Origin of the sequence: Pseudoalteromonas sp. JC3 (assembly GCF_030291895.1) — a bacterium.
Classification (GTDB): Bacteria; Pseudomonadota; Gammaproteobacteria; order Enterobacterales; family Alteromonadaceae; genus Pseudoalteromonas.
In genome coordinates, this window is record NZ_CP127855.1 from 1,016,377 (window position 1) to 1,040,535 (window position 24,159).

Here is a 24,159-nt window from a genome sequence, read left to right on the forward strand (position 1 = left end):
GGAGTGACGGGCACTGGCTGGCAATGTCTAGCAACGGCAGGCATTTCGGCTGAGGGTAAAAGAACTTTCCGCTAAGCGATAGACTGTATGTAAACACAGTATTGCAAGGACGCGGAACATGCCTCATGTGGCGGCCAGGACGGCCAGCCGGGATCGGGATACTGGTCGTTACCAGAGCCACCGACCCGAGCAAACCCTTCTCTATCAGATCGTTGACGAGTATTACCCGGCATTCGCTGCGCTTATGGCAGAGCAGGGAAAGGAATTGCCGGGCTATGTGCAACGGGAATTTGAAGAATTTCTCCAATGCGGGCGGCTGGAGCATGGCTTTCTACGGGTTCGCTGCGAGTCTTGCCACGCCGAGCACCTGGTCGCTTTCAGCTGTAAGCGTCGCGGTTTCTGCCCGAGCTGTGGGGCGCGGCGGATGGCCGAAAGTGCCGCCTTGCTGGTTGATGAAGTACTGCCTGAACAACCCATGCGTCAGTGGGTGTTGAGCTTCCCGTTTCAGCTGCGTTTCCTGTTTGCCAGCCGGCCCGAGATCATGGGGTGGGTGCTGGGCATCGTTTACCGCGTCATTGCCACGCACCTGGTCAAGAAAGCGGGCCATACCCACCAAGTGGCCAAGACGGGCGCGGTCACCCTGATCCAGCGTTTTGGATCGGCGCTCAATCTGAATGTTCACTTCCACATGCTGTTTCTCGACGGTGTGTATGTCGAGCAATCCCACGGCTCAGCGCGTTTCCGCTGGGTCAAGGCGCCGACCAGCCCAGAGCTCACCCAGCTGACGCACACCATCGCCCACCGGGTGGGTCGCTATCTGGAACGGCAAGGCCTGCTGGAACGGGATGTCGAAAACAGCTATCTGGCCTCGGATGCGGTGGATGACGACCCGATGACACCCCTGCTGGGGCACTCGATCACTTACCGTATCGCTGTCGGTTCACAGGCGGGGCGAAAGGTGTTCACTTTGCAAACTCTGCCGACCAGTGGTGATCCGTTCGGTGACGGGATTGGCAAGGTAGCCGGGTCCAGCCTGCACGCCGGCGTGGCGGCCAGGGCCGATGAACGCAAGAAGCTCGAACGGCTGTGCCGGTACATCAGCCGCCCGGCGGTATCCGAGAAGCGGCTGTCGTTAACACGAGGCGGCAACGTGCGCTACCAGCTCAAGACGCCGTACCGGGACGGCACCACGCACGTCATTTTCGAACCATTGGATTTCATTGCAAGGCTGGCCGCCCTGGTACCGAAGCCCAGAGTCAACCTAACCCGCTTCCACGGGGTGTTCGCACCCAACAGTCGGCACCGGGCGTTGGTCACGCCGGCAAAACGGGGCAGGGGCAACAAGGTCAGGGTGGCTGATGAACCGGCAACACCAGCACAACGGCGAGCGTCGATGACATGGGCGCAACGGCTCAAGCGTGTTTTCAATATCGACATCGAGACCTGCAGCGGCTGCGGCGGCGCCATGAAAGTCATCGCCTGCATTGAAGACCCTATAGTGATCAAGCAGATCCTTGATCACCTGAAGCACAAAGCCGAAACCAGCGGGACCAGGGCGTTACCCGAAAGCCGGGCGCCACCGGCTGAGCTGCTCCTGGGTCTGTTTGACTGACGAGCCTGAAGGCCAACGATACCAATCAAAATGCTGCGTTCACAGCGCCGCGGCAGGGATCCGCCGTGCTGGTTGTCGGAAAAGGAGCCGCTAGTGGGAAAGAGGAGGGTAAATTTTCAGCGTTGCTGGCTCCCCGTCAGCCGGATTGGGTTGCATCGCAGGGGTGTCGAAAGAGTCAACTGCGGTCCAAAGCTGTTGGACTTGGGTGAAAAGGGCGTTTATTCTTCCTATACGTTCATTAGGTCATCTAGCCTTTCTTCCGCAGGTTTTGTTCTTGGTTTTTTAGGGGGTAATGTCATAGGGTTTGTCTCTTAATATCTTGTGCTAAAAGCAAATCTGATAGGGGTATCATAGCACTTAATATTGATATGCTAAAACTTAGCTCGCTGGTAGCTTCGCTATTTTAACTATCTTTTTGGTGCTTCTATAAAAAGATAAAATAAATACAATCAATAAAACATACATTATCGCACCAATCATCCATATCCAGCCATCCCAACTTGCCAGTGTTTGACCAAAAATAAAGCTAAATAATAATGGGCCGATCACCCCCGTCGTATTGGTTAAGCTGACTAGAACGCCTTGTAGCTTACCTTGGTTAGTTTGATTGACTTGAGCTGACATTAACCCCTGTAAGGCTGGTAGCGCAATACTGCCGCCGGCGAGTAAGATTAATGTAGGGTAAATCATCCAACCCTTTGTCAATAATGACAAAATAATGAATGCTGCTCCATCAACAACAAAGCCCACAATAATCGTCACTTTTTCATTGAATTTCTTGGCGATTGCGCCCGCTACAAATGCTTGGAACAAGGCATGCATGATGCCTAACCCCGCTAAAGATAGGCCGATCTCCATACTGCCCCATTGAAAACGATGTTCCGTAAATAACACCCATGTCGTTGCTGGAATTTGCCCTATCATTTGAGTCATAAAAAAGATAAATAACAATAGTATGACTGGCTTGATCACTTGCAGGAAAGGTCGCGAATTTTCTGCTGTTTCTGTGGTGTTTTTTTCAGTATTTTTGATTTTATTATCTTTAAATATCAACATAATAACTAAAAAAGAGAGCGCATTTAAAATGGCAGCAATAATAAAAGGAAGATGAGCTGAGAATTGCCCTGTAAAGCCGCCAATTGCAGGGCCAGAGATTAACCCGACACCAAAAGCCGCCCCTAAGCGTCCAAACCACTTAGTACGCTCTTGTGAAGCAGTATTGTCAGCAATAACAGAAGCGGCGACCGCACCTGTTGCGCCAGTAACTCCAGAAATTAATCGCCCAACGTATAGCATCCAAAGTGAGCTAGATAATGCAAGCAAAGTGTAATCCACAGCAGCGCCTGCAAGAGATAGTAGTAATATTGGTCGGCGCCCGAATTTATCAGACCATTTGCCAAGTAGAGGAGCAAAAAAAAACTGCATGATGGCATACAGTGCCAGCAGGATACCGTAATGATTTGCTAAATTTTCAGCCGACACGTATTCACGTAACAATGTAGGCAATACAGGCATGATCAAGCCGATCCCCATAGCATCTAGGGCGGTGATCGTTAAAGCGGTGATCGCAAATTTATTCATCGTTTTTTCTCTATCATTGATAGAGTTGGAATATATCCCTATCAGTGATAGAGTGTCAATAGAAAAAAAGAGAGGGCAGTATGGCGCGATTAGATAAAGAAACCATCATCACAGTGGCATTAGAGTTGCTAAATGAAGTGGGAATGGAAGGGCTGACAACGCGAAAACTAGCTCAAAAACTGGGCGTAGAGCAGCCTACACTATATTGGCATGTGAAGAACAAGCGCACATTGTTGGATGCATTATCTGTTGAAATGCTAAAGCGTAATCATCGTCATTCATTACCCGCAGTTGGGGAAACGTGGCAACAATTTTTACGTAATAATGCATTGAGCTTTCGTGATGCATTATTAAGTTACCGTGATGGCGCAAAAGTGCATTTAGGGACTCGCCCGAGTTCAGACCAATATGACACCGTAGAAATGCAGTTGCAGTTTATGGTGGACAATGGTTTTTCATTAAAATGTGGGTTATATGCAATAAGCGCGGTTGGTCATTTTACGTTAGGTTCTGTGTTAGAGCAGCAAGAACATATCGCAGCACTTAATGATAGGCAACAAATAGCAGATGATACGATGCCTCGACTATTAAAAGATGCTTTGCAAATTATGGATCAAGATGATGGCACAGAGGCTTTTTTATTTGGTTTAGAAGCATTGATTAATGGTTTCGAAAAGCAGTGATAAGGTGTCTGTGTTTTTAGGCTCGCACAATAGGGGGGATTTGTGCGAGTGGTGGATTTATTTAGAACATTGTTTTTCAATTTGGCGTTTTTGTTCTACCAATTTTTTAGCTGTTGCCATCGCGAGTTGTTCATCGGCTTGCATTTTTGCTAAACACAGTATTGCAAGGACGCGGAACATGCCTCATGTGGCGGCCAGGACGGCCAGCCGGGATCGGGATACTGGTCGTTACCAGAGCCACCGACCCGAGCAAACCCTTCTCTATCAGATCGTTGACGAGTATTACCCGGCATTCGCTGCGCTTATGGCAGAGCAGGGAAAGGAATTGCCGGGCTATGTGCAACGGGAATTTGAAGAATTTCTCCAATGCGGGCGGCTGGAGCATGGCTTTCTACGGGTTCGCTGCGAGTCTTGCCACGCCGAGCACCTGGTCGCTTTCAGCTGTAAGCGTCGCGGTTTCTGCCCGAGCTGTGGGGCGCGGCGGATGGCCGAAAGTGCCGCCTTGCTGGTTGATGAAGTACTGCCTGAACAACCCATGCGTCAGTGGGTGTTGAGCTTCCCGTTTCAGCTGCGTTTCCTGTTTGCCAGCCGGCCCGAGATCATGGGGTGGGTGCTGGGCATCGTTTACCGCGTCATTGCCACGCACCTGGTCAAGAAAGCGGGCCATACCCACCAAGTGGCCAAGACGGGCGCGGTCACCCTGATCCAGCGTTTTGGATCGGCGCTCAATCTGAATGTTCACTTCCACATGCTGTTTCTCGACGGTGTGTATGTCGAGCAATCCCACGGCTCAGCGCGTTTCCGCTGGGTCAAGGCGCCGACCAGCCCAGAGCTCACCCAGCTGACGCACACCATCGCCCACCGGGTGGGTCGCTATCTGGAACGGCAAGGCCTGCTGGAACGGGATGTCGAAAACAGCTATCTGGCCTCGGATGCGGTGGATGACGACCCGATGACACCCCTGCTGGGGCACTCGATCACTTACCGTATCGCTGTCGGTTCACAGGCGGGGCGAAAGGTGTTCACTTTGCAAACTCTGCCGACCAGTGGTGATCCGTTCGGTGACGGGATTGGCAAGGTAGCCGGGTCCAGCCTGCACGCCGGCGTGGCGGCCAGGGCCGATGAACGCAAGAAGCTCGAACGGCTGTGCCGGTACATCAGCCGCCCGGCGGTATCCGAGAAGCGGCTGTCGTTAACACGAGGCGGCAACGTGCGCTACCAGCTCAAGACGCCGTACCGGGACGGCACCACGCACGTCATTTTCGAACCATTGGATTTCATTGCAAGGCTGGCCGCCCTGGTACCGAAGCCCAGAGTCAACCTAACCCGCTTCCACGGGGTGTTCGCACCCAACAGTCGGCACCGGGCGTTGGTCACGCCGGCAAAACGGGGCAGGGGCAACAAGGTCAGGGTGGCTGATGAACCGGCAACACCAGCACAACGGCGAGCGTCGATGACATGGGCGCAACGGCTCAAGCGTGTTTTCAATATCGACATCGAGACCTGCAGCGGCTGCGGCGGCGCCATGAAAGTCATCGCCTGCATTGAAGACCCTATAGTGATCAAGCAGATCCTTGATCACCTGAAGCACAAAGCCGAAACCAGCGGGACCAGGGCGTTACCCGAAAGCCGGGCGCCACCGGCTGAGCTGCTCCTGGGTCTGTTTGACTGACGAGCCTGAAGGCCAACGATACCAATCAAAATGCTGCGTTCACAGCGCCGCGGCAGGGATCCGCCGTGCTGGTTGTCGGAAAAGGAGCCGCTAGTGGGAAAGAGGAGGGTAAATTTTCAGCGTTGCTGGCTCCCCGTCAGCCGGATTGGGTTGCATCGCAGGGGTGTCGAAAGAGTCAACTGCGGTCCAAAGCTGTTGGACTTGGGTGAAAAGGGCGTTTATTCTTCCTATACGTATGATTCAAACTGCAGATGAGTTACATTTGAAAGAAAAGGTGAAAAAACCAATTGAGAAATTATTGCATGTGCTTAATGCCTCAAATAAAAAATTAATTATTCAATACCGATCATTATGAAACTATCATTAATTGTTGCCATGGATAAAAATTTTGGCATTGGTAAAGACAACGATTTGTTATGGAAATTGCCGGCTGATATGAAATTCTTTAAAGAAACTTCAACAGGTCATGTAGTAATAACCGGACGTAAAAATTATGAATCTATTCCTGAGAAATTTAGACCCTTGCCAAATCGTGAAAATGCCGTTTTAACTCACCAAATCGGCTATCAAGCACCAGGAGCTCATGTCTTTTTTTCACTTACTGAATGTTTAGAGTTCTATAAAAATGAAACCGAAAGAACTGTTTTCATCATTGGTGGGGGACAAATTTATGCAGAAGTTATGCAGCGAAACATCCTTCAAGAAATGTATATCACACAAGTAGATGGAGTGTTTGACGCAGATACTTTTTTTCCTAAATTTTCTGAATCTGAGTGGAATAGTGAAACTGTACTGAAACAGGGTATTGATGAAAAACACGCTTTTGCTTTTGAAATAAAAAAATATACACGTAAATAACTCTAAAACTTACTGTTTTTGTTGAAATGTTTTGTATGTAACGGTTTCAAAACTTCAACGACCTTACTAACTTTGCCTCCTTATGATTTTATGTATAGCTGAAAAACCTTCTGTGGCAAAAGATATTGCCGAAGTAATTGGTGCAAAACAACGCAACAACGGCTTTTATGAAGGAAATGGCTATTGGGTAACCTGGACTTTTGGCCATCTGTGTACATTGAATGAACCCCATGATTACAAAGAAAATTGGAAATACTGGAAATTGGAAGATCTGCCAATTGTACCTAAAAAATTTGGCATTAAACTAATTGATAACGATGGAGTAAAAAGGCAATTTGCTGTTATTGAAAAATTGGTAGCATCTTGTTCTGAAGTCATCAATTGCGGGGATGCCGGGCAGGAAGGGGAGTTGATACAAAGATGGGTATTGGCACCTGGTCAAGAAAGCGGGCCATACCCACCAAGTGGCCAAGACGGGCGCGGTCACCCTGATCCAGCGTTTTGGATCGGCGCTCAATCTGAATGTTCACTTCCACATGCTGTTTCTCGACGGTGTGTATGTCGAGCAATCCCACGGCTCAGCGCGTTTCCGCTGGGTCAAGGCGCCGACCAGCCCAGAGCTCACCCAGCTGACGCACACCATCGCCCACCGGGTGGGTCGCTATCTGGAACGGCAAGGCCTGCTGGAACGGGATGTCGAAAACAGCTATCTGGCCTCGGATGCGGTGGATGACGACCCGATGACACCCCTGCTGGGGCACTCGATCACTTACCGTATCGCTGTCGGTTCACAGGCGGGGCGAAAGGTGTTCACTTTGCAAACTCTGCCGACCAGTGGTGATCCGTTCGGTGACGGGATTGGCAAGGTAGCCGGGTCCAGCCTGCACGCCGGCGTGGCGGCCAGGGCCGATGAACGCAAGAAGCTCGAACGGCTGTGCCGGTACATCAGCCGCCCGGCGGTATCCGAGAAGCGGCTGTCGTTAACACGAGGCGGCAACGTGCGCTACCAGCTCAAGACGCCGTACCGGGACGGCACCACGCACGTCATTTTCGAACCATTGGATTTCATTGCAAGGCTGGCCGCCCTGGTACCGAAGCCCAGAGTCAACCTAACCCGCTTCCACGGGGTGTTCGCACCCAACAGTCGGCACCGGGCGTTGGTCACGCCGGCAAAACGGGGCAGGGGCAACAAGGTCAGGGTGGCTGATGAACCGGCAACACCAGCACAACGGCGAGCGTCGATGACATGGGCGCAACGGCTCAAGCGTGTTTTCAATATCGACATCGAGACCTGCAGCGGCTGCGGCGGCGCCATGAAAGTCATCGCCTGCATTGAAGACCCTATAGTGATCAAGCAGATCCTTGATCACCTGAAGCACAAAGCCGAAACCAGCGGGACCAGGGCGTTACCCGAAAGCCGGGCGCCACCGGCTGAGCTGCTCCTGGGTCTGTTTGACTGACGAGCCTGAAGGCCAACGATACCAATCAAAATGCTGCGTTCACAGCGCCGCGGCAGGGATCCGCCGTGCTGGTTGTCGGAAAAGGAGCCGCTAGTGGGAAAGAGGAGGGTAAATTTTCAGCGTTGCTGGCTCCCCGTCAGCCGGATTGGGTTGCATCGCAGGGGTGTCGAAAGAGTCAACTGCGGTCCAAAGCTGTTGGACTTGGGTGAAAAGGGCGTTTATTCTTCCTATACGTGCCGCGTTCCAGGCGGCGACTATGAGGGCTATGTCGATGCCCATGTGCGCCGGCTGGAGGCGCTACGCCGGGCCGGTATCGTCGAGCGGATCGACGCCGACCAATGGCGCATCCCCGATGATCTGGTCAGCCGTGCCGCCGCCCATGACGCCGGCCGAGACAGTCAGGCCAGCGTTCGCGTCCTTTCCCCGGTCGATCTGAACAAACAGATCGGATCGGACGGCGCGACCTGGCTGGACCGGCGGCTGATCCACGGCGAGACGGCCGACCTTGCGCCAACCGGCTTCGGGCAACAAGTCCGCGAAGCCATGGACCAGCGCCGCGAGCACCATATCGAACAGGGCGACGCCACCCGCAGCCGGGACAGCCGCGTCTTCTACCGGCGCAACCTTCTCGCCATCCTGCGGGAGCGCGAGGTAGCCGGCGTCGGATCGGATATGGCTTTGAGTAAGGGCCTGCCGTTCCGCGCCGCCACGGACGGCGAGAGCGTCAGCGGCAAGTTTACCGGAACCGTGCATCTATCGAGCGGCAAGTTCGCCGTGGTCGAGAAATCCCATGAGTTCACCCTTGTCCCGTGGCGGCCGATCATCGACCGCCAACTCGGCCGCGAGGTTATGGGCATCGTGCAGGGCGGGTCGGTGTCGTGGCAGTTAGGGCGGCAGAGGGGGCTGGAACGCTGAGTGCGCCCATGCCGCATTGCGAAGCAAAAGATAATCGGATAAAATGTAGCAATTCATATTCGTAAGCGTGGAGTAATCAGATGGGAAATTCCAAGTCAGCAGACAAGTAAGCCGCAACAACCAGTATTGTTGTTGCGGCGCTCTGTAAGGCTAGTCTCATCTGATTGCTGACGAGCAGACGTCGCCCGGTATTCCTTAATCGAGGGTTGATTCGTCATGACCACCACACGCCCCGCGTGGGCCTATACGCTGCCGGCAGCACTGCTGCTGATGGCTCCTTTCGACATCCTCGCTTCACTGGCGATGGATATTTATCTCCCTGTCGTTCCAGCGATGCCCGGCATCCTGAACACGACGCCCGCTATGATCCAACTCACGTTGAGCCTCTATATGGTGATGCTCGGCGTGGGCCAGGTGATTTTTGGTCCGCTCTCAGACAGAATCGGGCGACGGCCAATTCTACTTGCGGGCGCAACGGCTTTCGTCATTGCGTCTCTGGGAGCAGCTTGGTCTTCAACTGCACCGGCCTTTGTCGCTTTCCGTCTACTTCAAGCAGTGGGCGCGTCGGCCATGCTGGTGGCGACGTTCGCGACGGTTCGCGACGTTTATGCCAACCGTCCTGAGGGTGTCGTCATCTACGGCCTTTTCAGTTCGATGCTGGCGTTCGTGCCTGCGCTCGGCCCTATCGCCGGAGCATTGATCGGCGAGTTCTTGGGATGGCAGGCGATATTCATTACTTTGGCTATACTGGCGATGCTCGCACTCCTAAATGCGGGTTTCAGGTGGCACGAAACCCGCCCTCTGGATCAAGTCAAGACGCGCCGATCTGTCTTGCCGATCTTCGCGAGTCCGGCTTTTTGGGTTTACACTGTCGGCTTTAGCGCCGGTATGGGCACCTTCTTCGTCTTCTTCTCGACGGCTCCCCGTGTGCTCATAGGCCAAGCGGAATATTCCGAGATCGGATTCAGCTTTGCCTTCGCCACTGTCGCGCTTGTAATGATCGTGACAACCCGTTTCGCGAAGTCCTTTGTCGCCAGATGGGGCATCGCAGGATGCGTGGCGCGTGGGATGGCGTTGCTTGTTTGCGGAGCGGTCCTGTTGGGGATCGGCGAACTTTACGGCTCGCCGTCATTCCTCACCTTCATCCTACCGATGTGGGTTGTCGCGGTCGGTATTGTCTTCACGGTGTCCGTTACCGCGAACGGCGCTTTGGCAGAGTTCGACGACATCGCGGGATCAGCGGTCGCGTTCTACTTCTGCGTTCAAAGCCTGATAGTCAGCATTGTCGGGACATTGGCGGTGGCACTTTTAAACGGTGACACAGCGTGGCCCGTGATCTGTTACGCCACGGCGATGGCGGTACTGGTTTCGTTGGGGCTGGTGCTCCTTCGGCTCCGTGGGGCTGCCACCGAGAAGTCGCCAGTCGTCTAACCGACGACTGGTAGCAGGCCCGCTCCGATGCGGCGCACTAACCATCGAAACCTCGTGAATGTCGGTATCCTGTCTGGCAGGATACCGCTCATTTCCCTTGTTCAGTTCATCGCCGTCGCCGAGCATCTGAATTTTCGGCATGCGGCCAAGGCACTTGGTATCAGCCAGTCGAGCGTCAGCGCGCGTGTGAAAGCGCTGGAGGATAACCTTGGTGTCCTGCTATTTGAGCGCCATGCGCGGGGCGTTCGGCTAACAGACGCAGGCAGGCACTTCATGGAGCGTGTCACGGCGGGTGTCGATCAACTCGATCACGCAGTGAAGACCGCGGAGTGACGGGCACTGGCTGGCAATGTCTAGCAACGGCAGGCATTTCGGCTGAGGGTAAAAGAACTTTCCGCTAAGCGATAGACTGTATGTAAACACAGTATTGCAAGGACGCGGAACATGCCTCATGTGGCGGCCAGGACGGCCAGCCGGGATCGGGATACTGGTCGTTACCAGAGCCACCGACCCGAGCAAACCCTTCTCTATCAGATCGTTGACGAGTATTACCCGGCATTCGCTGCGCTTATGGCAGAGCAGGGAAAGGAATTGCCGGGCTATGTGCAACGGGAATTTGAAGAATTTCTCCAATGCGGGCGGCTGGAGCATGGCTTTCTACGGGTTCGCTGCGAGTCTTGCCACGCCGAGCACCTGGTCGCTTTCAGCTGTAAGCGTCGCGGTTTCTGCCCGAGCTGTGGGGCGCGGCGGATGGCCGAAAGTGCCGCCTTGCTGGTTGATGAAGTACTGCCTGAACAACCCATGCGTCAGTGGGTGTTGAGCTTCCCGTTTCAGCTGCGTTTCCTGTTTGGGGTCGTTTGCGGGAAGGGGCGGAATCCTACGCTAAGGCTTTGGCCAGCGATATTCTCCGGTGAGATTGATGTGTTCCCAGGGGATAGGAGAAGTCGCTTGATATCTAGTATGACGTCTGTCGCACCTGCTTGATCGCGGCCGCGATAGCTAGATCGCGTTGCTCCTCTTCTCCATCCGCGTTCCAAGCTGCGGAAAGGCACCCATAAGCGTACGCCTGGTCGAGCAGGCGACGCGGATCGACGTCCAGCGCACGAGAGAATGCGTCCGCCATCTGTGCAATGCGTCTAGGATCGAGACAAAGGTCGTCTCTGTCAGCCGGATCGTAGAACATATTGGCGGCGCCAAAGCCCACTTCACCGACCAGACCGACGGGATCTATCACCAGCCAGCCGCGACTGGAGAACATGATGTTTTCATGATGCAGATCGCCATGTAGCCCACGCAGTTCCGAGGCATTGCTCATCATTTGATCGGCTATAATCGCCGCGTGGACGTAGTCAGTTTGACAACCTGCGTTTTGATCATCGCGCGCCCGCTGAAACAAAGCTGCAAAGCGATCCCGGATCGGGAGAAGGGCAGAAGGCAGGGGTTCCTCAGATGCGGCATACAGCTTCGCCATTAGTTCCGCTGCAATTTCGGTCGCCTGGTAGTCGCCGTGCTCGGCAACGATGTGAGAGAGCATTCGCTCCCCGGCATATTCGAGCAACATCAGATTGTTCTCACGACCGAGCAACCGGACTGCTCCCCTCCCATTGCGCCATACCAGATAGTCGGCCCCGCGCAGTTCATCAGCAATGTCTTCTATAGGTTTCAATCCCTTGACGATTGCAGGAGTCCCGTCTGGCAATGAAACTTTCCAAACGAGGCTGGAAAAGGTGTCCGCAATGAGAACAGGTTGCGAAACGTGCCAATGAGCAGGAAAAACAGGCGGCATGAACATCAACCCCAAGTCAGAGGGTCCAATCGCAGATAGAAGGCAAGGCGTTCGCGGTCGGGGGCTTCGATCCCCAATACATTGAATAGGACAGCGAAGGCGCGCTCTGCTTCATCTGGCGCTGCCCAGTTCTCTTCGGCGTTAGCAATCATGAGTGCCAAATCGGCATAGCGATCTGCTGTTCCGAGCCGCCCAAGGTCGATCAGACCCGTGCATTGAAGAGTTTTAGGGTCCACCATGAAGTTCGGCATGCAGGGATCACCATGGCAAACAACCATATCGGTGCGCTCTTGGTCGAGCCGCACCGGTAGCTCTCGTTCGACACGAGCCAAAAGATCGAGCTGCGGCGTACTCTTGTCCTCGTCCGGTAAGAAGTCGGGATTGACGGCATTGCGGGACACCACATCAACGGCGCGTCCGAACATTCGCGACAGCCTGCGCTCAAACGGACATTGATCAACCGATAGGCTGTGAACAGCGCCAAGTTGCTGCCCCATTGACGGCCACGCTTTGAGCAAATCCGCTCCAGACAGATCAGCCGCCGGTACTCCCGGAATTGCCGTTATCACCAAGCATGCACCCTCCTGTTCCTCCTGCCAGTTGATGACCTCGGGGCAAGCCACACCTCGACCTTTGAGCCAAATGAGGCGGTCACGCTCTCCAGCGAGCTCACCGCGGCGGGAAGCAGGTGCGATTTTCGCGAAGGCATGCCCGTCACCACGTCGAAAAACAAAATCACCAGATTCTCCGCCTCTGACAGGCAACCAGTCAGAATGCGATTCACCAAAAAAAATATTAGTTCGATTCAATGGAGGTTCCTTCAGTTTTCTGATGAAGCGCGAATATAGAGAAATATCCCGAATGTGCAGTTAACGAATTCTTGCGGTTTCTTTCAGCGCCGCCAATACCGCCAGCCCGTCGCGCAAGGGGCGCGGCTCGTGTGTGCGGATGAAGTCAGCTCCACCTGCGGCGGCGGCAAGCTCTGCAGCGAGTGTCGCGGCCCCGACATCCCCCGGACCACGGCCTGTGAGCGCGCGCAGAAAGGATTTGCGCGAAACAGACAGAAGCACCGGCAAATCGAAGCGCAGCCGCAATTCATCGAACCGCGCCAGCACCGAGAGCGAGGTTTCGGGAGCAGCCCCCAGAAAAAACCCCATGCCGGGATCAAGGACAAGGCGGTTGCGTTTGATACCGGCACCCGTCAGCGCCGCGATGCGCGCGTCAAAGAACGCCGCAATGTGATCCATGATGTCGCCAGCGGGTGCCTCGCGCCGATCTGCCTGCCCGTCTTGCACCGAATGCATAACGACGAGTTTGGCAGATGATTTCGCCAATTGCGGATAGAACGCAGCGTCTGGAAAACCGCGAATATCATTGAGATAGGCCACACCACGCGACAAGGCATAGGCTTGCGTCGCGGGTTGATAACTGTCGAGCGAGACGGGAATGCCATCTGCCTTGAGCGCGTCCAGCACCGGCGCGATACGCGCGATTTCTGTGTCGGACGAAACAGGCGCGGCGTCGGGATTGCTGGATGCCGGACCGAGGTCGATCACATCTGCCCCCTCGGCCATCAGCTTACGCGCCTGCGCAATGGCTGCGTCTGGCGCCAGATACCGGCCTCCATCGGAGAAACTGTCCGAGGTTATGTTGACGATGCCGAAAATGATGAGCGATTTATTCATGGGGGCTTCTATAATAATAATAATCGAGCATGAGTCTCATACGGATGCTCGGGTCGAAAGGGAATCCCCAGGCGAGTAACCTGTTTGCGGTGATCCATTAGCTGCAGGAGCAGAATAGCATACATCTGGAAGCAAAGCCAGGAAAGCGGCCTATGGAGCTGTGCGGCAGCGCTCAGTAGGCAATTTTTCAAAATATTGTTAAGCCTTTTCTGAGCATGGTATTTTTCATGGTATTACCAATTAGCAGGAAAATAAGCCATTGAATATAAAAGATAAAAATGTCTTGTTTACAATAGAGTGGGATACAGACACGCTTGATATGTTTGGAGATGGGGTTCTAGGGATTTTCCCCTCTAAAAAGACTTAATCCTCTGTAGACCACACCAATAAATGGCTGCGGAGGTGGGTTACTACTTATAAGTGTGGCAAATTAGGTAAATATCGTACATTTAATACGGAACAGCCCTGATATGGCCATCAAAAACGAAATTACTATTCTCACGAGAGCAGAACAGGCAGATCTTTATTCCCCACCCATTTTTTCAATCGAAGAACAACGTCTGTACTTTTCTCTGAACGATGCGGAATTGGCAGTTTTTCGGTCAATTCGTCTCAGAGCTCATAGATGTTACTTTGTCGCGATTTTGGGATACTTCAAATCAAAGCCCGTCATCCTAGATATCGCTTACTCGCAGGTTTCTAAGGATTTAATGTTCATCAGTAAAGAGCTGCTTGGCGGCAAGGGGCTCAGACCATTCACTCCCTCACAAAAACAAAAAGATCGACTCTACGCAAAAGTATTAGACCTTGCTGGTTATCACAAATGGGACGAAAGTCAGCACTTCAATTCTCTTTTCGACCACCTTGTTCAGGTGGGCAATGCCTGGCTGGAGCCGCGTTACCTCTTTGATACTGCTATTGAATTCCTAACCAGTCACAGCATTGCTATCCCTAGGTACACCGTACTCCAGAGACTGATAAGCAGAGCGATGCAGCAGGTCAGAAAAGACCTGGCGCACCAACTTAATCAACTCACCAGTCCTGAACTTCACGTCTTTCTGGACAGCATAACAGCCATTGATGACGGACTAAGCCTGAACCAGCTCAGAGGCGGTGCAAAAAGTCTGACCGTACCTGAACTTAAAAAAGAGCTTGCCCTTTATCATCAGTTAGCGCCATGGCGCACGCAAATCAATGGCGTTATCGATGGGCTTAATCTGTCTCTTAAAAATCGACAACACTTCGGTGAGCTCATCAACTATTACGGTAGTAAACTCAAACGATTCAAACGCGCACAGCAGCATCTATGGTTGCTATGTCACCTGACAGAGCGGATACAACTGGCACTGGAACGGTTAACTGATGGGTTCATTTACCATATCCGCAAGCAACAAGAAGCTGCCAACACCTTTGCACAACAAGCAGTGTTCCTGTCCTGGCAGTCAGCCGCGGACTGACACATCAAAATCAAGCACTGGAAGCATCGAGTCGAGATTCATCTTTTTTTGAAGAGCTGAGGATTCCAACAAACCAAACTCTTCACCATTATGATACTGAAATTGGTATTTTTTAGGCTCACTAGCAATGTCAACTAAGCGCCGTAACTCACCTGAGTTACCAGCGTAATAAAGATATCCAGCCTGACTAAAAGGGTCGAACTTCTTAATGTCGCAAAATGCAATGTAAGTCTTTAAGGCGCTTAATTTAACTACTAGAGACCATGCATTGGTTTCATTTTTCTTCTCTTGATCAACCCATCTTTTTAGCTTTTGCATTCTTTCCAGTCGAGAGGGTTTAGCTAATGGTTTTTTGGGATCACACTGTTCATGACACCAATAAATAAAATTGTGTCTTGTGCTGTTTAGCACCCCTTCTGGCCGTATATCAACGATCAAATCTAATGAAGTAACATTTTTCTTAGTAATCGGCGGAGCGGGTGATTTATTTTGATTTCTCGATGCTGCTAATCGACTTTTTGCCATATCATCACCTCAGCGATTGTTGTGCGAATTGATTTTTACGCTGAGCGAATTCCAACCATGTTTTATTGTCATTCATGTAGTTAACGTATTTTTGAGTGGTAGAGGTGCTTTCATGCCCCATCAAATCAGCCAGCTCCTGTAACAAAGCCTCGAAGGGCTTACCTGTTTCCATATGTTTGCTGTACAGCCAGTCGGTTGCGAAAGTGGCTCGTAAGTCATGAGGGGCAAAATAAATATCAAGCCCACAGTGTGTCAAATCATTGCGGATAGTTTCCACATACTTTTGAATGGTGTTTGGAGCGTAGATATTGCCATTCGATTTAACGAATAAGTGGTTATGGCGAAGTAATCCTTTTTCAATAGCCTTCTTCCTCGCCTTACTTAACTTGTACTCGTACAACAGATCCATGACACTGGCTGGGATTTCAATTGTTCTGTTTTTTTTGAACTTGGTTAAGCAACCGTTAATATTCTCACCAATTTGCACCTTAACTACTTTAGCTTTTGGCTTGTCCACGACAGAGGCAGGAAATGTTATTAATTCCTCCAATCTCAATCCCGTTTCAGTTTTTAAGTACACCATTAGGGCTTTAGTGTCAGATGAATTTTCAATATCAAGGTGTTTATAAAGCTCTTGTTTTTCATCTTCACGAAGTGGGTTAAGCTCTCGAATATCAGCATCTTGAGGTTTTTTTATGTTCTTAAATGGTCTAGTGAGACCTGTGGTGTATACAATAATTTCCTTACTGTGACTGCGATTGAGATGTGAGAGCATTTCATGTTGTGCTCTGTTTCCTTTGTTGCTTATGCGAACAGTCTTTGCCTTAAACTCAAATGGTCGAAAGGTTTTGCTGATTGAAATGATCCGCTGGCGATGAAGGAAGATGAAGTAATTGACAACTTTCAAAACATAGTTAGAGGCTGTACTTGGAGAACCACCGACTTTTCCAGTTTCATCCTTGGTATAAAGGTTTTCCAATAAATAGTCTCGATATCTCACGATTGGACTTTCCTCTACCTTCTCGGTGCAGTCATATATTGTTAACGGAGGTTTTTCATCAACCAGAAGGCCAGTCCTTGGGTGTGTATGTTCGGGGATTTCCGTGCTCAACCACCGATAGAAGCTCAATAACGCAACTGCATGGGATTGAATCGTCTTATCGGAGGATATATCTGGATCTGCCAACAAAGAGTGAAGATATAGATTCACTGGCACCACATTGATACCATCGGGGTCTATTAAAATTGGAAGTTTATGAGCAAATGGTTTTGAGTTGTCCCTAACGTCATGGATGATCTCGCCACTGTCTGTCAGGGTGTGGCCTACTTATAAATGAGGGATATTTCTCCGTACTAATCCACATAAGACAATAGTCAAAGCCGAAGTCATCTGGAAACGACCTATTTTGTTCAATCACATTAACACCTAAATCATCCGTTATTCACACTGCTAAGCCTTCCCCCAGGGGGTTACGCGTTCATACATCTACTTTTTCAAGATATTTCTTAACCAATAGTAAAAATTGTAACCACCCCTCATCTCGACGTCTAATTTATACAACCTGAAACATTACAACATGTGATGTCTAAAGTATTTCCCAACTGTAAGCGCATAGTTGGACGAGAATGCCAAAATGCCATGGCGCTGCATTTCAGCTTTGATTTGAAAGACGGGTACGCCCATTTTAATACCGAGTAACTTAGCTTCACGCGACCGTGCAACCACGCAGCCGTCATTGTTGGACAGCACCACAATCGGCGTATCTTTTAAATCAGGACGAAACAGCTTCTCACAACTGGCGTAAAAGTTGTTGCAGTCCACCAAGGCAAATACTGGCATGGGATAGTCACGACTTACGGCGTATGTTTCGCACCACATTGGTGACCACACCAAATATCTCTAACTCTGTCCCTTCAGGAATATGAATGGGCTCATACACCTGGTTTCTTGGGATCAGCATGACGCACGGCCTTAGTTGAAGCTCCTTTACCGTGAGTTCACCATGGATACCAGCGATGACAATGTCACCGTGTTCTGCTTTGACAGAGCGATCAACCACCAAAATATCATCTGGGTGAATCCCGGCATCAATCATTGAATCACCTTCAACACGCACAAAGAACGTTGCAGCTGGTCGCTTGATGCACAGCTCGTTGAGGTCGAGCGTTTGCTCAACATAATCCTGCGCTGGGGAGGGAAAACCAGCAGAAACACGTTCCATGAACAATGGAATACGAAGGCGCTTGGCTTTGATGAAGGCAAGTGCGCCGCTACGGCCTATCAGCGAGACATTCATGACGAACCTCGAAAAATCATAATTAATACTGTTTGTTTATACAGTATCTAATGCTATGCTGATTTCTACAAGTAAAATTGTAGGTAAAACTGTAGTTGTTCGTGTAAGACGCTGTGTTGTCGGTGATTTCTTTTTTGTGTTGAAAAACTAGATGTGGGGGGATCGCTCGCCCTCGTCAAAGCCTGCAAGGCTTGGACAATACTGCTTCTGCCTACTGCTCTTGTTTCTGTTACTGATCCTGTTACTGCTACTGGTTAATGCATGGGTCAAGTAACCGTCAGACAAGGCTTGTTGAACCCTTTGCAAAGGGTTTAAAAACAGTTAGTAAAATTCTGCTTCGTATTGAATTTACTGGCTTAAAGCGAAGTCAGGAGCATCATTAAAATGCTCAGTCGAACTCAGTTAAAGCCTTTTTCAACCGTTTGAAAAGGGATTGGCTAAGCCATACGTAAAGGGTATCGGTAAGGGTTACCTAAACGGTTTAGCTAAGGCTTTCTGAAAGGCTTAGCCAAAGCCTTCATACATGGGTTCAACCAATAGAAAGATTAAAAAAACGCAGAGGTATTCAAGGTGCATTTTGAAAAACCTGTGGCACAGTGAAATAACCTAAAGCGAACAATAGAATTGAAGAGGAACCATCAATGACAAGAGCCCCTGCGCCATTTCCGCTAGAGCGCCTCGCGGATATCCCAGACAGACCAGAAGATTTTAGATTGCTGGAGCGTATTCCATTAACGCGTGAGCCGCAGTCCTGGCCACTTGAACTATCTCCTGTGGTCGGTGATGAACAGCCAATGGTGCTGCTCGATACAGAGACAACCGGACTGTCTGCCGATGACGAGTCCATTATTGAGCTTGGTATGGTTAAGGTGCTTTACAGTCCCTCGGCTAAGCGGATTGTGTCGATTGTTGATGTGATCAGTTTGTATGAAGATCCCGGCAAGCCAATCCCCGAGCTGATTACAGAGTTAACCGGTATTACCGATGACATGGTGCGAGGCCAGCGCATTGATGATTCACTGGTAGCGAGTTGGTTATCCGATGATCCGCTGGTGGTTGCACACAATGCACAGTTTGATCGTCCTTTCTTTGAAAAGCGGTTTGCTGCATTAGGCCATCTATCTTGGGCCTGTTCAGCCAGTGGCATAGATTGGAAGGCGCTGGGTTTTGAAAGTCGAAAGCTTGAGTACCTGCTGCTTCGCTTAGGTTGGTTTTATGAAGGACACCGAGCCGCAACCGATTGTTTGGCGATGGCCTGGTTGTTCCATTTGTTGCCCGAGTCCGTTGCAAACTTGTTGTCTGAAGCAGACAGGCGAACTGTGTTAGTTCGTGCGTTTGGTGCGCCGTTTGACGTAAAGGACTATTTAAAAGAACGTGGTTACCGTTGGCATGACGGCGTTAAAGGTGCCAACAAGCATTGGTGGCGCGAAATCAGCGAAGACGAGTTGCCGCAGGAACAAACTTACCTGGATGATTTGTATCATCGTGGCTCAGAACATGCCCACTATGACTACAAAGATGCCCGTAATCGATTTAAAGCTTTGTAGCTCTCTACAAGGTAAGCCTTGCATATTTGAAAACATCTGGAAAATGGAAAGTGAACTTACGTTATACCCAAACTACTTGGTGTTGCAGCTAGGCGGCAAGTGAACGAATGCCCATGAGCATAGATCTTCTATGTGATTGGGGTGAGCGAATGCAGGTAACACCGCTGCGGCTGCAAGTAGGCAGGGTATATAACCAACAAGAGGAATCTTTCCATGTACCAAGACACCTACATTGAATACTGGGGCGAAATCTTCATCTCCGCCCGCATCATTGAATTTGGCATCACGTTCGAGCGCTTTCTTAAAGATCCATGGAAGCATTTGATGTCCTGTGGCCAAGAGTCTGCCCCAGACGCGATCGCTGAAGGGATGTTGCCATTGCTACCATCCCAGGCGGAAGTTGCTAGGCGCATTCGGGAAAGTGAGCAACGAGCCCAGATGTCTACAGAGTCGGACAAAGGGGTATCTCATCGTGGCAACATCGTGGTGCCATTGGTTCGGGTAGCGCATTGATAGCGGCTATCAGCAATGGCATGAAACAATGTCTTCACGCCCATACTTGAGCGGCAATTGCAATCTAGATCAAAAAGTTGCCGCTTAGCCTTCCCTACAAAATAATTTGTGATAGGATGATACCTAATAAAATTAATTAGGTTGAAGCCTATTCAGTGTTTTATGGCTATCTGTCCAGCTTCAACCGGTAGAGATTGCTAAGTCATTGCGGATAAAGAGCAGCATTGAGTGACACTATTCAATGTGATTAAGCGATGTCTGACCGTACTTTATAAACAGAGTTTTAAGAATCTGGTTGAATTGGATAAACAAGACGCATGACAAATGATGGTCTGAAACAAACCGTAGTGGCGAAGCCAGATAGGCTTTCGCAGATAGCGCAGTTGCCACAAGCAACCAGGGATCGCATTGCCCACATCGATTTCACCTTATTGTTTAAGGGCGAAGCGGTACGGGCGGATTTAGTTGATCGCTTCAGTATAGCCGCCGCACAAGCAACGAAAGACTTCACCCTATACCGAGAGCTTGCGCCAAGCAACATTGAGTATGACCAAAAGCTCAAATTGCATAAGCGTGGTGAAGCATTTGAACCCTTGTTCGATTATGACGTTGTGAGAACGCTGGCGACCATTAGCCAAGGGTACGGTGATGGCTTCACTGGAAAGGTAAAACCACCTCTGGCTTGTGAAGCGCCTTATCACCTAAATAAGCCGAGTTTATCGATAGTGGCGAAAGTCACCGAGGGCATACACAAAGGCAAAGCCTTGAGTATCACCTATGTGTCGTTATCGAGTGGTGAAACAACGCGTGAAATTGTGCCGCATACGCTGGTGGATAATGGCCTGCGTTGGCACGTTCGTGGTTTTGATCGCAAGCATAATGAGTTCCGTGACTTTGTGCTGACCCGAATTAAAGCTGCGGTTGTGCTTGAAGGTTCCACTTTGTTAGAGACTGAACTTGAAACCCAAGACCGGCAATGGAATCGCTTTGTAGAGCTTGAGTTAGTACCACACCCACGCATAGAGCACAGTGAAGCGATAGAGCTGGACTATGGCATGACGGGTGGCGTTCTAAAGGTTGAGATTAGAGCGGCAACTGCGGGGTACTTGCTTCGGCTTTGGAATGTTGACTGTTCATATAATCACTCATTAAAGCAACTTGAATATCAACTATGGCTGAAAAACAAACAAGCGTTATATGGAGTAGCAAACTTAGCTTTAGCGCCAAGTTATGAGGAAGATGAATGAACAATATTACGGAATATCATGCTAAGTATTTTGCGCACGAATTATCAATCCTGCATTCAAATAATGGGGTTGATAGGCTATCCCAGTCGCTATTTGACGCCAGCGTTGATCTGAACCCACACCAGATTGAAGCCGCACTTTTTGCCATTGAAAATCCGCTCAGCAAAGGTGTTGTACTTGCTGATGAAGTCGGTTTGGGTAAAACAATTGAAGCTGGATTAGTCCTTTGTCAATACTGGGCTGAACGTAAACGGAAGTTGTTAATCATCTGCCCTGCGTCATTGAGACGTCAGTGGGCCTGTGAATTGTTAGAAAAATTCAATCTGCCATCTCAAGTTATTGATGCAAAAACATTTAACCAGTTGCAAAGGGAAGGTATTTATAATCCTCTCAATAACAAGCAAATTGTCATCATGTCTTACCATTATGCGGCAAGATTAGAAGATAAACTTGTTGCTGAAATGTGGGATTTGGTCGTAATTGATGAAGCCCACAAGCTTAGGAATGCACATCGTGAAAGTAACAAAATGGGTCAAGCTCTCAAACGAGCTTTAGATGGCCGAAAGAAACTGTTACTGACTGCCACGCCATTACAAAATTCTTTAATGGAGCTTTATGGCATGTCTACATTAATTGACGAGCATGCTTTTGGCGATCAAAAAGCATTCCGAAAACAATTTATGCAGGCGGATAGCGACCCTTTGGAGTTGAAAGAACGTTTGTCTGGGTTTGTAAAGCGAACGCTGCGTAAAAACGTGCTTGAATACATTAAGTACACAGAGCGAAAGGCTATAACAATACCTTTTTACCCTAGTGAACAAGAGCAAGATTTGTACGAACGCGTGCAATTATTGCTTGAACGAGAAGACAGTTATGCACTACCGAAGAGACATCGACATCTGACAGGATTGATCCTGAGAAAACTTTTGTCTTCAAGTACAAAGGCAGTGCTTAACAACTTGCAGATCCTTAAGTATCGATTGGAAAAGTTAGCGAGTGACGGGGAAGATGACAGTGCAATCGACATCGTCCAACAAATCATTACAGACGACGATTTGGAGGATGATTTTGTTGATGAACTTGATAGTACATCTGAAGCGCAAGAGAAAAAACCAATAGATTTTTCTGCTCTTCATGCTGAAATCTCAGAACTGGAAATCTTGATCAAGAAAGCAGAGAAAATCGGGGTTGATACCAAATCAAAAGAGCTACTTGTTGGTTTAGAAAAAGGGTTTGTGCAACTCGCTGAAATGGGCGCTGCCAAAAAAGTCATCATCTTCACTGAGTCAATGCGTACCCAGCAGTACTTAGCAGAATTTCTCGAAAACAATGGTTATGCCGATAAAGTCGTTACTTTTAGTGGCACTAACAACACGCCTCAAGCGAACAAGATTTATCAACAGTGGAAAGAGCAATATCAAGGGGCATCACGTGTTACAGGGTCAGCACAAATTGATAAGCGCTCTGCGCTGATAGACCATTTTAAAGAACATGCTGAAATTATGATTGCGACAGAGGCGGCGGCTGAAGGTGTTAACCTTCAGTTTTGCTCTCTGTTAATCAATTACGATTTGCCTTGGAACCCGCAGCGTGTAGAACAGCGGATTGGCCGTTGTCACCGATATGGTCAAAAGTTTGATGTCGTTGTCGTTAACTTTCTCAATCAACGAAACCAGGCAGATCAGCGAGTACTCGAACTGCTAACAGAAAAGTTTAATCTATTTGATGGTGTGTTTGGCGCATCAGATAGCGTATTAGGCAGTATCGAGAGCGGTGTAGACTTTGAAAAAAGAATTCAATCTATCTATGACTCATGCCGCTCGTCTGAAGAAATTGAAGCTGCATTCTCGTTGCTACAAAAAGAGCTTGAAGAGGAAATTAGCGTCAAAATGCAAAGGACCCAAGAAAAGTTACTTGAGCACTTTGATGAAGACATCCACGATATTCTAAAGATCAAACTCGACGAAGCAAGAGAGCGCCTAGACAAAGTGGGACGGTGGTTTTGGGCTGTAACGCATCAACAATTAAAAGATTGCGCCAGTTTTGACCACGAAAATTATCGATTTACGCTACAGAAATCAGTCAAGCAGCTACCGGTAGGTCAATATCAATTGCTGAGAAAAGCAGGTAGTGAAAACAGTGAGTTGCAAGTTCAAGATCAACATAGCCATGCTTACCGCATTAATCATCCACTTGGTGAATATGTAATTGATAATGCTAAATCGATAGAAACTAAACGAGCACTGCTGTCGTTCGACTACACCAATCACGCAACGAAGATATCTGTTGCTGAAAAGTTAAAGGGCCAGTCAGGGTGGTTAACGTTGAGTGTTCTTGGAGTTGATGCATTCAACAGGCAAGAGTTTTTGCTTTTTACAGCTAAAACAGACAGTGGCCAACTTATTGATAATGATGCTTGTAAAAGGCTGTTTAATTTAGGGGCGAGTGTAGGCCGAAGTGAGAATGGCAACGAGCAAAGTACCCTACCTTCTGAGCTTATTGAACTGAAAAAACGCCAAATTGACGCCAAGCTGGCTGAAGTTATGGACGAAAATAATGCATTGTTTGAAGTTGAGAGAGACAAATTAGAGAAGTGGGCTGAAGACAAAGTGTTCGCAGCAGAGGAAGCGCTGCGAGATACGAAGGCACAAATTAAGTCAGTAAAGAGAGAGTCTAGGCACGCTCTAACAGTTGAAGAGCAAAAGCTAAATCAAGAGAAACTCAAGCAACTGGAACGACTACAAAAACGCCAGCGAATGGAGATATTTGATATTGAAGACGAAATTGCTGATAAGCGGGATGAACTAATCGCTGCTTTAGAAGAGCGCATGAAGCAAAGAACTGAAGTGACAGAGTTGTTCACAATTCGTTGGCAAGTAATTTAATTTTA

18 protein-coding genes and 5 pseudogenes are annotated in these 24,159 nt (G+C 49.6%); 15 read left to right on the forward strand and 8 right to left on the reverse strand.

The genetic code is table 11. From position 1 onward, the window contains the following. The first annotated feature begins 118 nt into the window (after window positions 1-118). The gene (locus QSH61_RS04030; protein ID WP_001120888.1) at window positions 119-1,612 is read left to right on the forward strand and encodes an IS91-like element ISCR2 family transposase; all 1,494 of its coding nucleotides are present in this window, start codon (window positions 119-121) and stop codon (window positions 1,610-1,612) included. A gap of 378 nt (window positions 1,613-1,990) precedes the next feature. On the opposite strand, the gene tet(59) is transcribed toward QSH61_RS04030, so the two are convergent. Next, window positions 1,991-3,193 carry a tetracycline efflux MFS transporter Tet(59) gene (gene tet(59), locus QSH61_RS04035; protein ID WP_010604481.1) on the reverse strand — a complete coding sequence of 401 codons (1,203 nt, stop codon included), beginning with the start codon at window positions 3,191-3,193 and terminating at the stop codon, window positions 1,991-1,993. Window positions 3,194-3,273: 80 nt separating this feature from the next. On the opposite strand from tet(59), the gene tetR reads away from it, so the two are divergent. The 9 genes and pseudogenes from tetR to QSH61_RS04075 form a co-directional block, all read left to right on the forward strand. Then, window positions 3,274-3,876, forward strand: coding sequence for a tetracycline resistance transcriptional repressor TetR (gene tetR, locus QSH61_RS04040; RefSeq protein WP_000113092.1), 603 nt, complete (start codon window positions 3,274-3,276; stop codon window positions 3,874-3,876). A 178-nt stretch (window positions 3,877-4,054) separates the two neighbouring features. After that, window positions 4,055-5,548, forward strand: a complete 1,494-nt coding sequence (locus tag QSH61_RS04045) for an IS91-like element ISCR2 family transposase (RefSeq protein ID WP_001120888.1) — start codon at window positions 4,055-4,057, stop codon at window positions 5,546-5,548. Window positions 5,549-5,893: 345 nt separating this feature from the next. Continuing rightward, window positions 5,894-6,406 (forward strand): dihydrofolate reductase, encoded by a 513-nt coding sequence (locus QSH61_RS04050; protein ID WP_086371372.1) that lies wholly within the window; start codon window positions 5,894-5,896, stop codon window positions 6,404-6,406. 82 nt (window positions 6,407-6,488) lie between these two features. Then, window positions 6,489-6,776, forward strand: a pseudogene (locus QSH61_RS24295) (DNA topoisomerase III); the annotation flags it as partial. A gap of 61 nt (window positions 6,777-6,837) precedes the next feature. Continuing rightward, window positions 6,838-7,866, forward strand: a pseudogene (locus QSH61_RS04055) (IS91-like element ISCR2 family transposase); the annotation flags it as partial. Window positions 7,867-7,896: 30 nt separating this feature from the next. Beyond that, window positions 7,897-8,781 carry a DUF3363 domain-containing protein gene (locus QSH61_RS04060; protein WP_001447541.1) on the forward strand — a complete coding sequence of 295 codons (885 nt, stop codon included), beginning with the start codon at window positions 7,897-7,899 and terminating at the stop codon, window positions 8,779-8,781. A 216-nt stretch (window positions 8,782-8,997) separates the two neighbouring features. Further along, window positions 8,998-10,212: a chloramphenicol/florfenicol efflux MFS transporter FloR gene (gene floR / locus QSH61_RS04065; protein WP_000214119.1), complete on the forward strand. Its 1,215-nt coding sequence runs from the start codon at window positions 8,998-9,000 to the stop codon at window positions 10,210-10,212. Between the two features lie 27 nt (window positions 10,213-10,239). Continuing rightward, on the forward strand, window positions 10,240-10,545 hold the full coding sequence (locus QSH61_RS04070) for a LysR family transcriptional regulator (protein WP_001255015.1): 306 nt from the start codon (window positions 10,240-10,242) through the stop codon (window positions 10,543-10,545). A gap of 111 nt (window positions 10,546-10,656) precedes the next feature. After that, window positions 10,657-11,061: pseudogene (locus QSH61_RS04075) on the forward strand (IS91 family transposase); the annotation flags it as partial. 106 nt (window positions 11,062-11,167) lie between these two features. Here QSH61_RS04075 and QSH61_RS04080 read toward each other — a convergent pair. From QSH61_RS04080 to sul2, 3 genes are read right to left on the reverse strand one after another with little or no spacing between them, the layout of a single operon-like run. Continuing rightward, window positions 11,168-12,004, reverse strand: a complete 837-nt coding sequence (locus QSH61_RS04080) for an aminoglycoside O-phosphotransferase APH(6)-Id (protein ID WP_000480968.1) — start codon at window positions 12,002-12,004, stop codon at window positions 11,168-11,170. Next, on the reverse strand, window positions 12,004-12,807 hold the full coding sequence (aph(3'')-Ib, locus tag QSH61_RS04085) for an aminoglycoside O-phosphotransferase APH(3'')-Ib (RefSeq protein WP_001082319.1): 804 nt from the start codon (window positions 12,805-12,807) through the stop codon (window positions 12,004-12,006). Before aph(3'')-Ib ends, QSH61_RS04080 begins: the two co-directional genes overlap by 1 nt. Window positions 12,808-12,867: 60 nt before the next feature. Next, window positions 12,868-13,683, reverse strand: coding sequence for a sulfonamide-resistant dihydropteroate synthase Sul2 (sul2, locus tag QSH61_RS04090; RefSeq protein WP_001043260.1), 816 nt, complete (start codon window positions 13,681-13,683; stop codon window positions 12,868-12,870). A 470-nt stretch (window positions 13,684-14,153) separates the two neighbouring features. Here sul2 and QSH61_RS04095 point away from each other — a divergent pair. Further along, window positions 14,154-15,137: pseudogene (locus tag QSH61_RS04095) on the forward strand (DUF4158 domain-containing protein); the annotation flags it as partial. Here the strand turns inward: QSH61_RS04095 and QSH61_RS04100 are convergent. The 4 genes and pseudogenes from QSH61_RS04100 to umuD all read right to left on the reverse strand — a co-directional run bounded on the left by QSH61_RS04100 (window position 15,126) and on the right by umuD (window position 17,962). After that, on the reverse strand, window positions 15,126-15,665 hold the full coding sequence (locus tag QSH61_RS04100) for a hypothetical protein (RefSeq protein WP_180824602.1): 540 nt from the start codon (window positions 15,663-15,665) through the stop codon (window positions 15,126-15,128). The pseudogene QSH61_RS04095 and the gene QSH61_RS04100 overlap by 12 nt on opposite strands. 4 nt (window positions 15,666-15,669) lie before the next feature. Then, window positions 15,670-16,884, reverse strand: a complete 1,215-nt coding sequence (locus QSH61_RS04105) for a tyrosine-type recombinase/integrase (RefSeq protein ID WP_008844762.1) — start codon at window positions 16,882-16,884, stop codon at window positions 15,670-15,672. 387 nt (window positions 16,885-17,271) lie between these two features. Then, window positions 17,272-17,505 (reverse strand): annotated as a pseudogene (locus QSH61_RS04110) (Y-family DNA polymerase); the annotation flags it as partial. A gap of 7 nt (window positions 17,506-17,512) precedes the next feature. Beyond that, entirely contained in the window at window positions 17,513-17,962 is a 450-nt protein-coding gene (gene umuD, locus QSH61_RS04115) for a translesion error-prone DNA polymerase V autoproteolytic subunit (RefSeq protein WP_206471842.1), read from the reverse strand. Between the two features lie 641 nt (window positions 17,963-18,603). Here umuD and QSH61_RS04120 point away from each other — a divergent pair. The 4 genes from QSH61_RS04120 (at window position 18,604) to QSH61_RS04135 (ending at window position 24,154) form a co-directional block, all read left to right on the forward strand. Then, window positions 18,604-19,509 carry a 3'-5' exonuclease gene (locus QSH61_RS04120; RefSeq protein WP_048609065.1) on the forward strand — a complete coding sequence of 302 codons (906 nt, stop codon included), beginning with the start codon at window positions 18,604-18,606 and terminating at the stop codon, window positions 19,507-19,509. A 324-nt stretch (window positions 19,510-19,833) separates the two neighbouring features. Next, entirely contained in the window at window positions 19,834-20,022 is a 189-nt protein-coding gene (locus QSH61_RS24400) for a hypothetical protein (RefSeq protein WP_502935078.1), read from the forward strand. A gap of 317 nt (window positions 20,023-20,339) precedes the next feature. Next, window positions 20,340-21,269, forward strand: coding sequence for a WYL domain-containing protein (locus QSH61_RS04130; RefSeq protein ID WP_140266232.1), 930 nt, complete (start codon window positions 20,340-20,342; stop codon window positions 21,267-21,269). Further along, window positions 21,266-24,154, forward strand: a complete 2,889-nt coding sequence (locus QSH61_RS04135) for an SNF2-related protein (RefSeq protein WP_206471843.1) — start codon at window positions 21,266-21,268, stop codon at window positions 24,152-24,154. Before QSH61_RS04130 ends, QSH61_RS04135 begins: the two co-directional genes overlap by 4 nt. The last annotated feature ends 5 nt before the right edge of the window (window positions 24,155-24,159 follow it).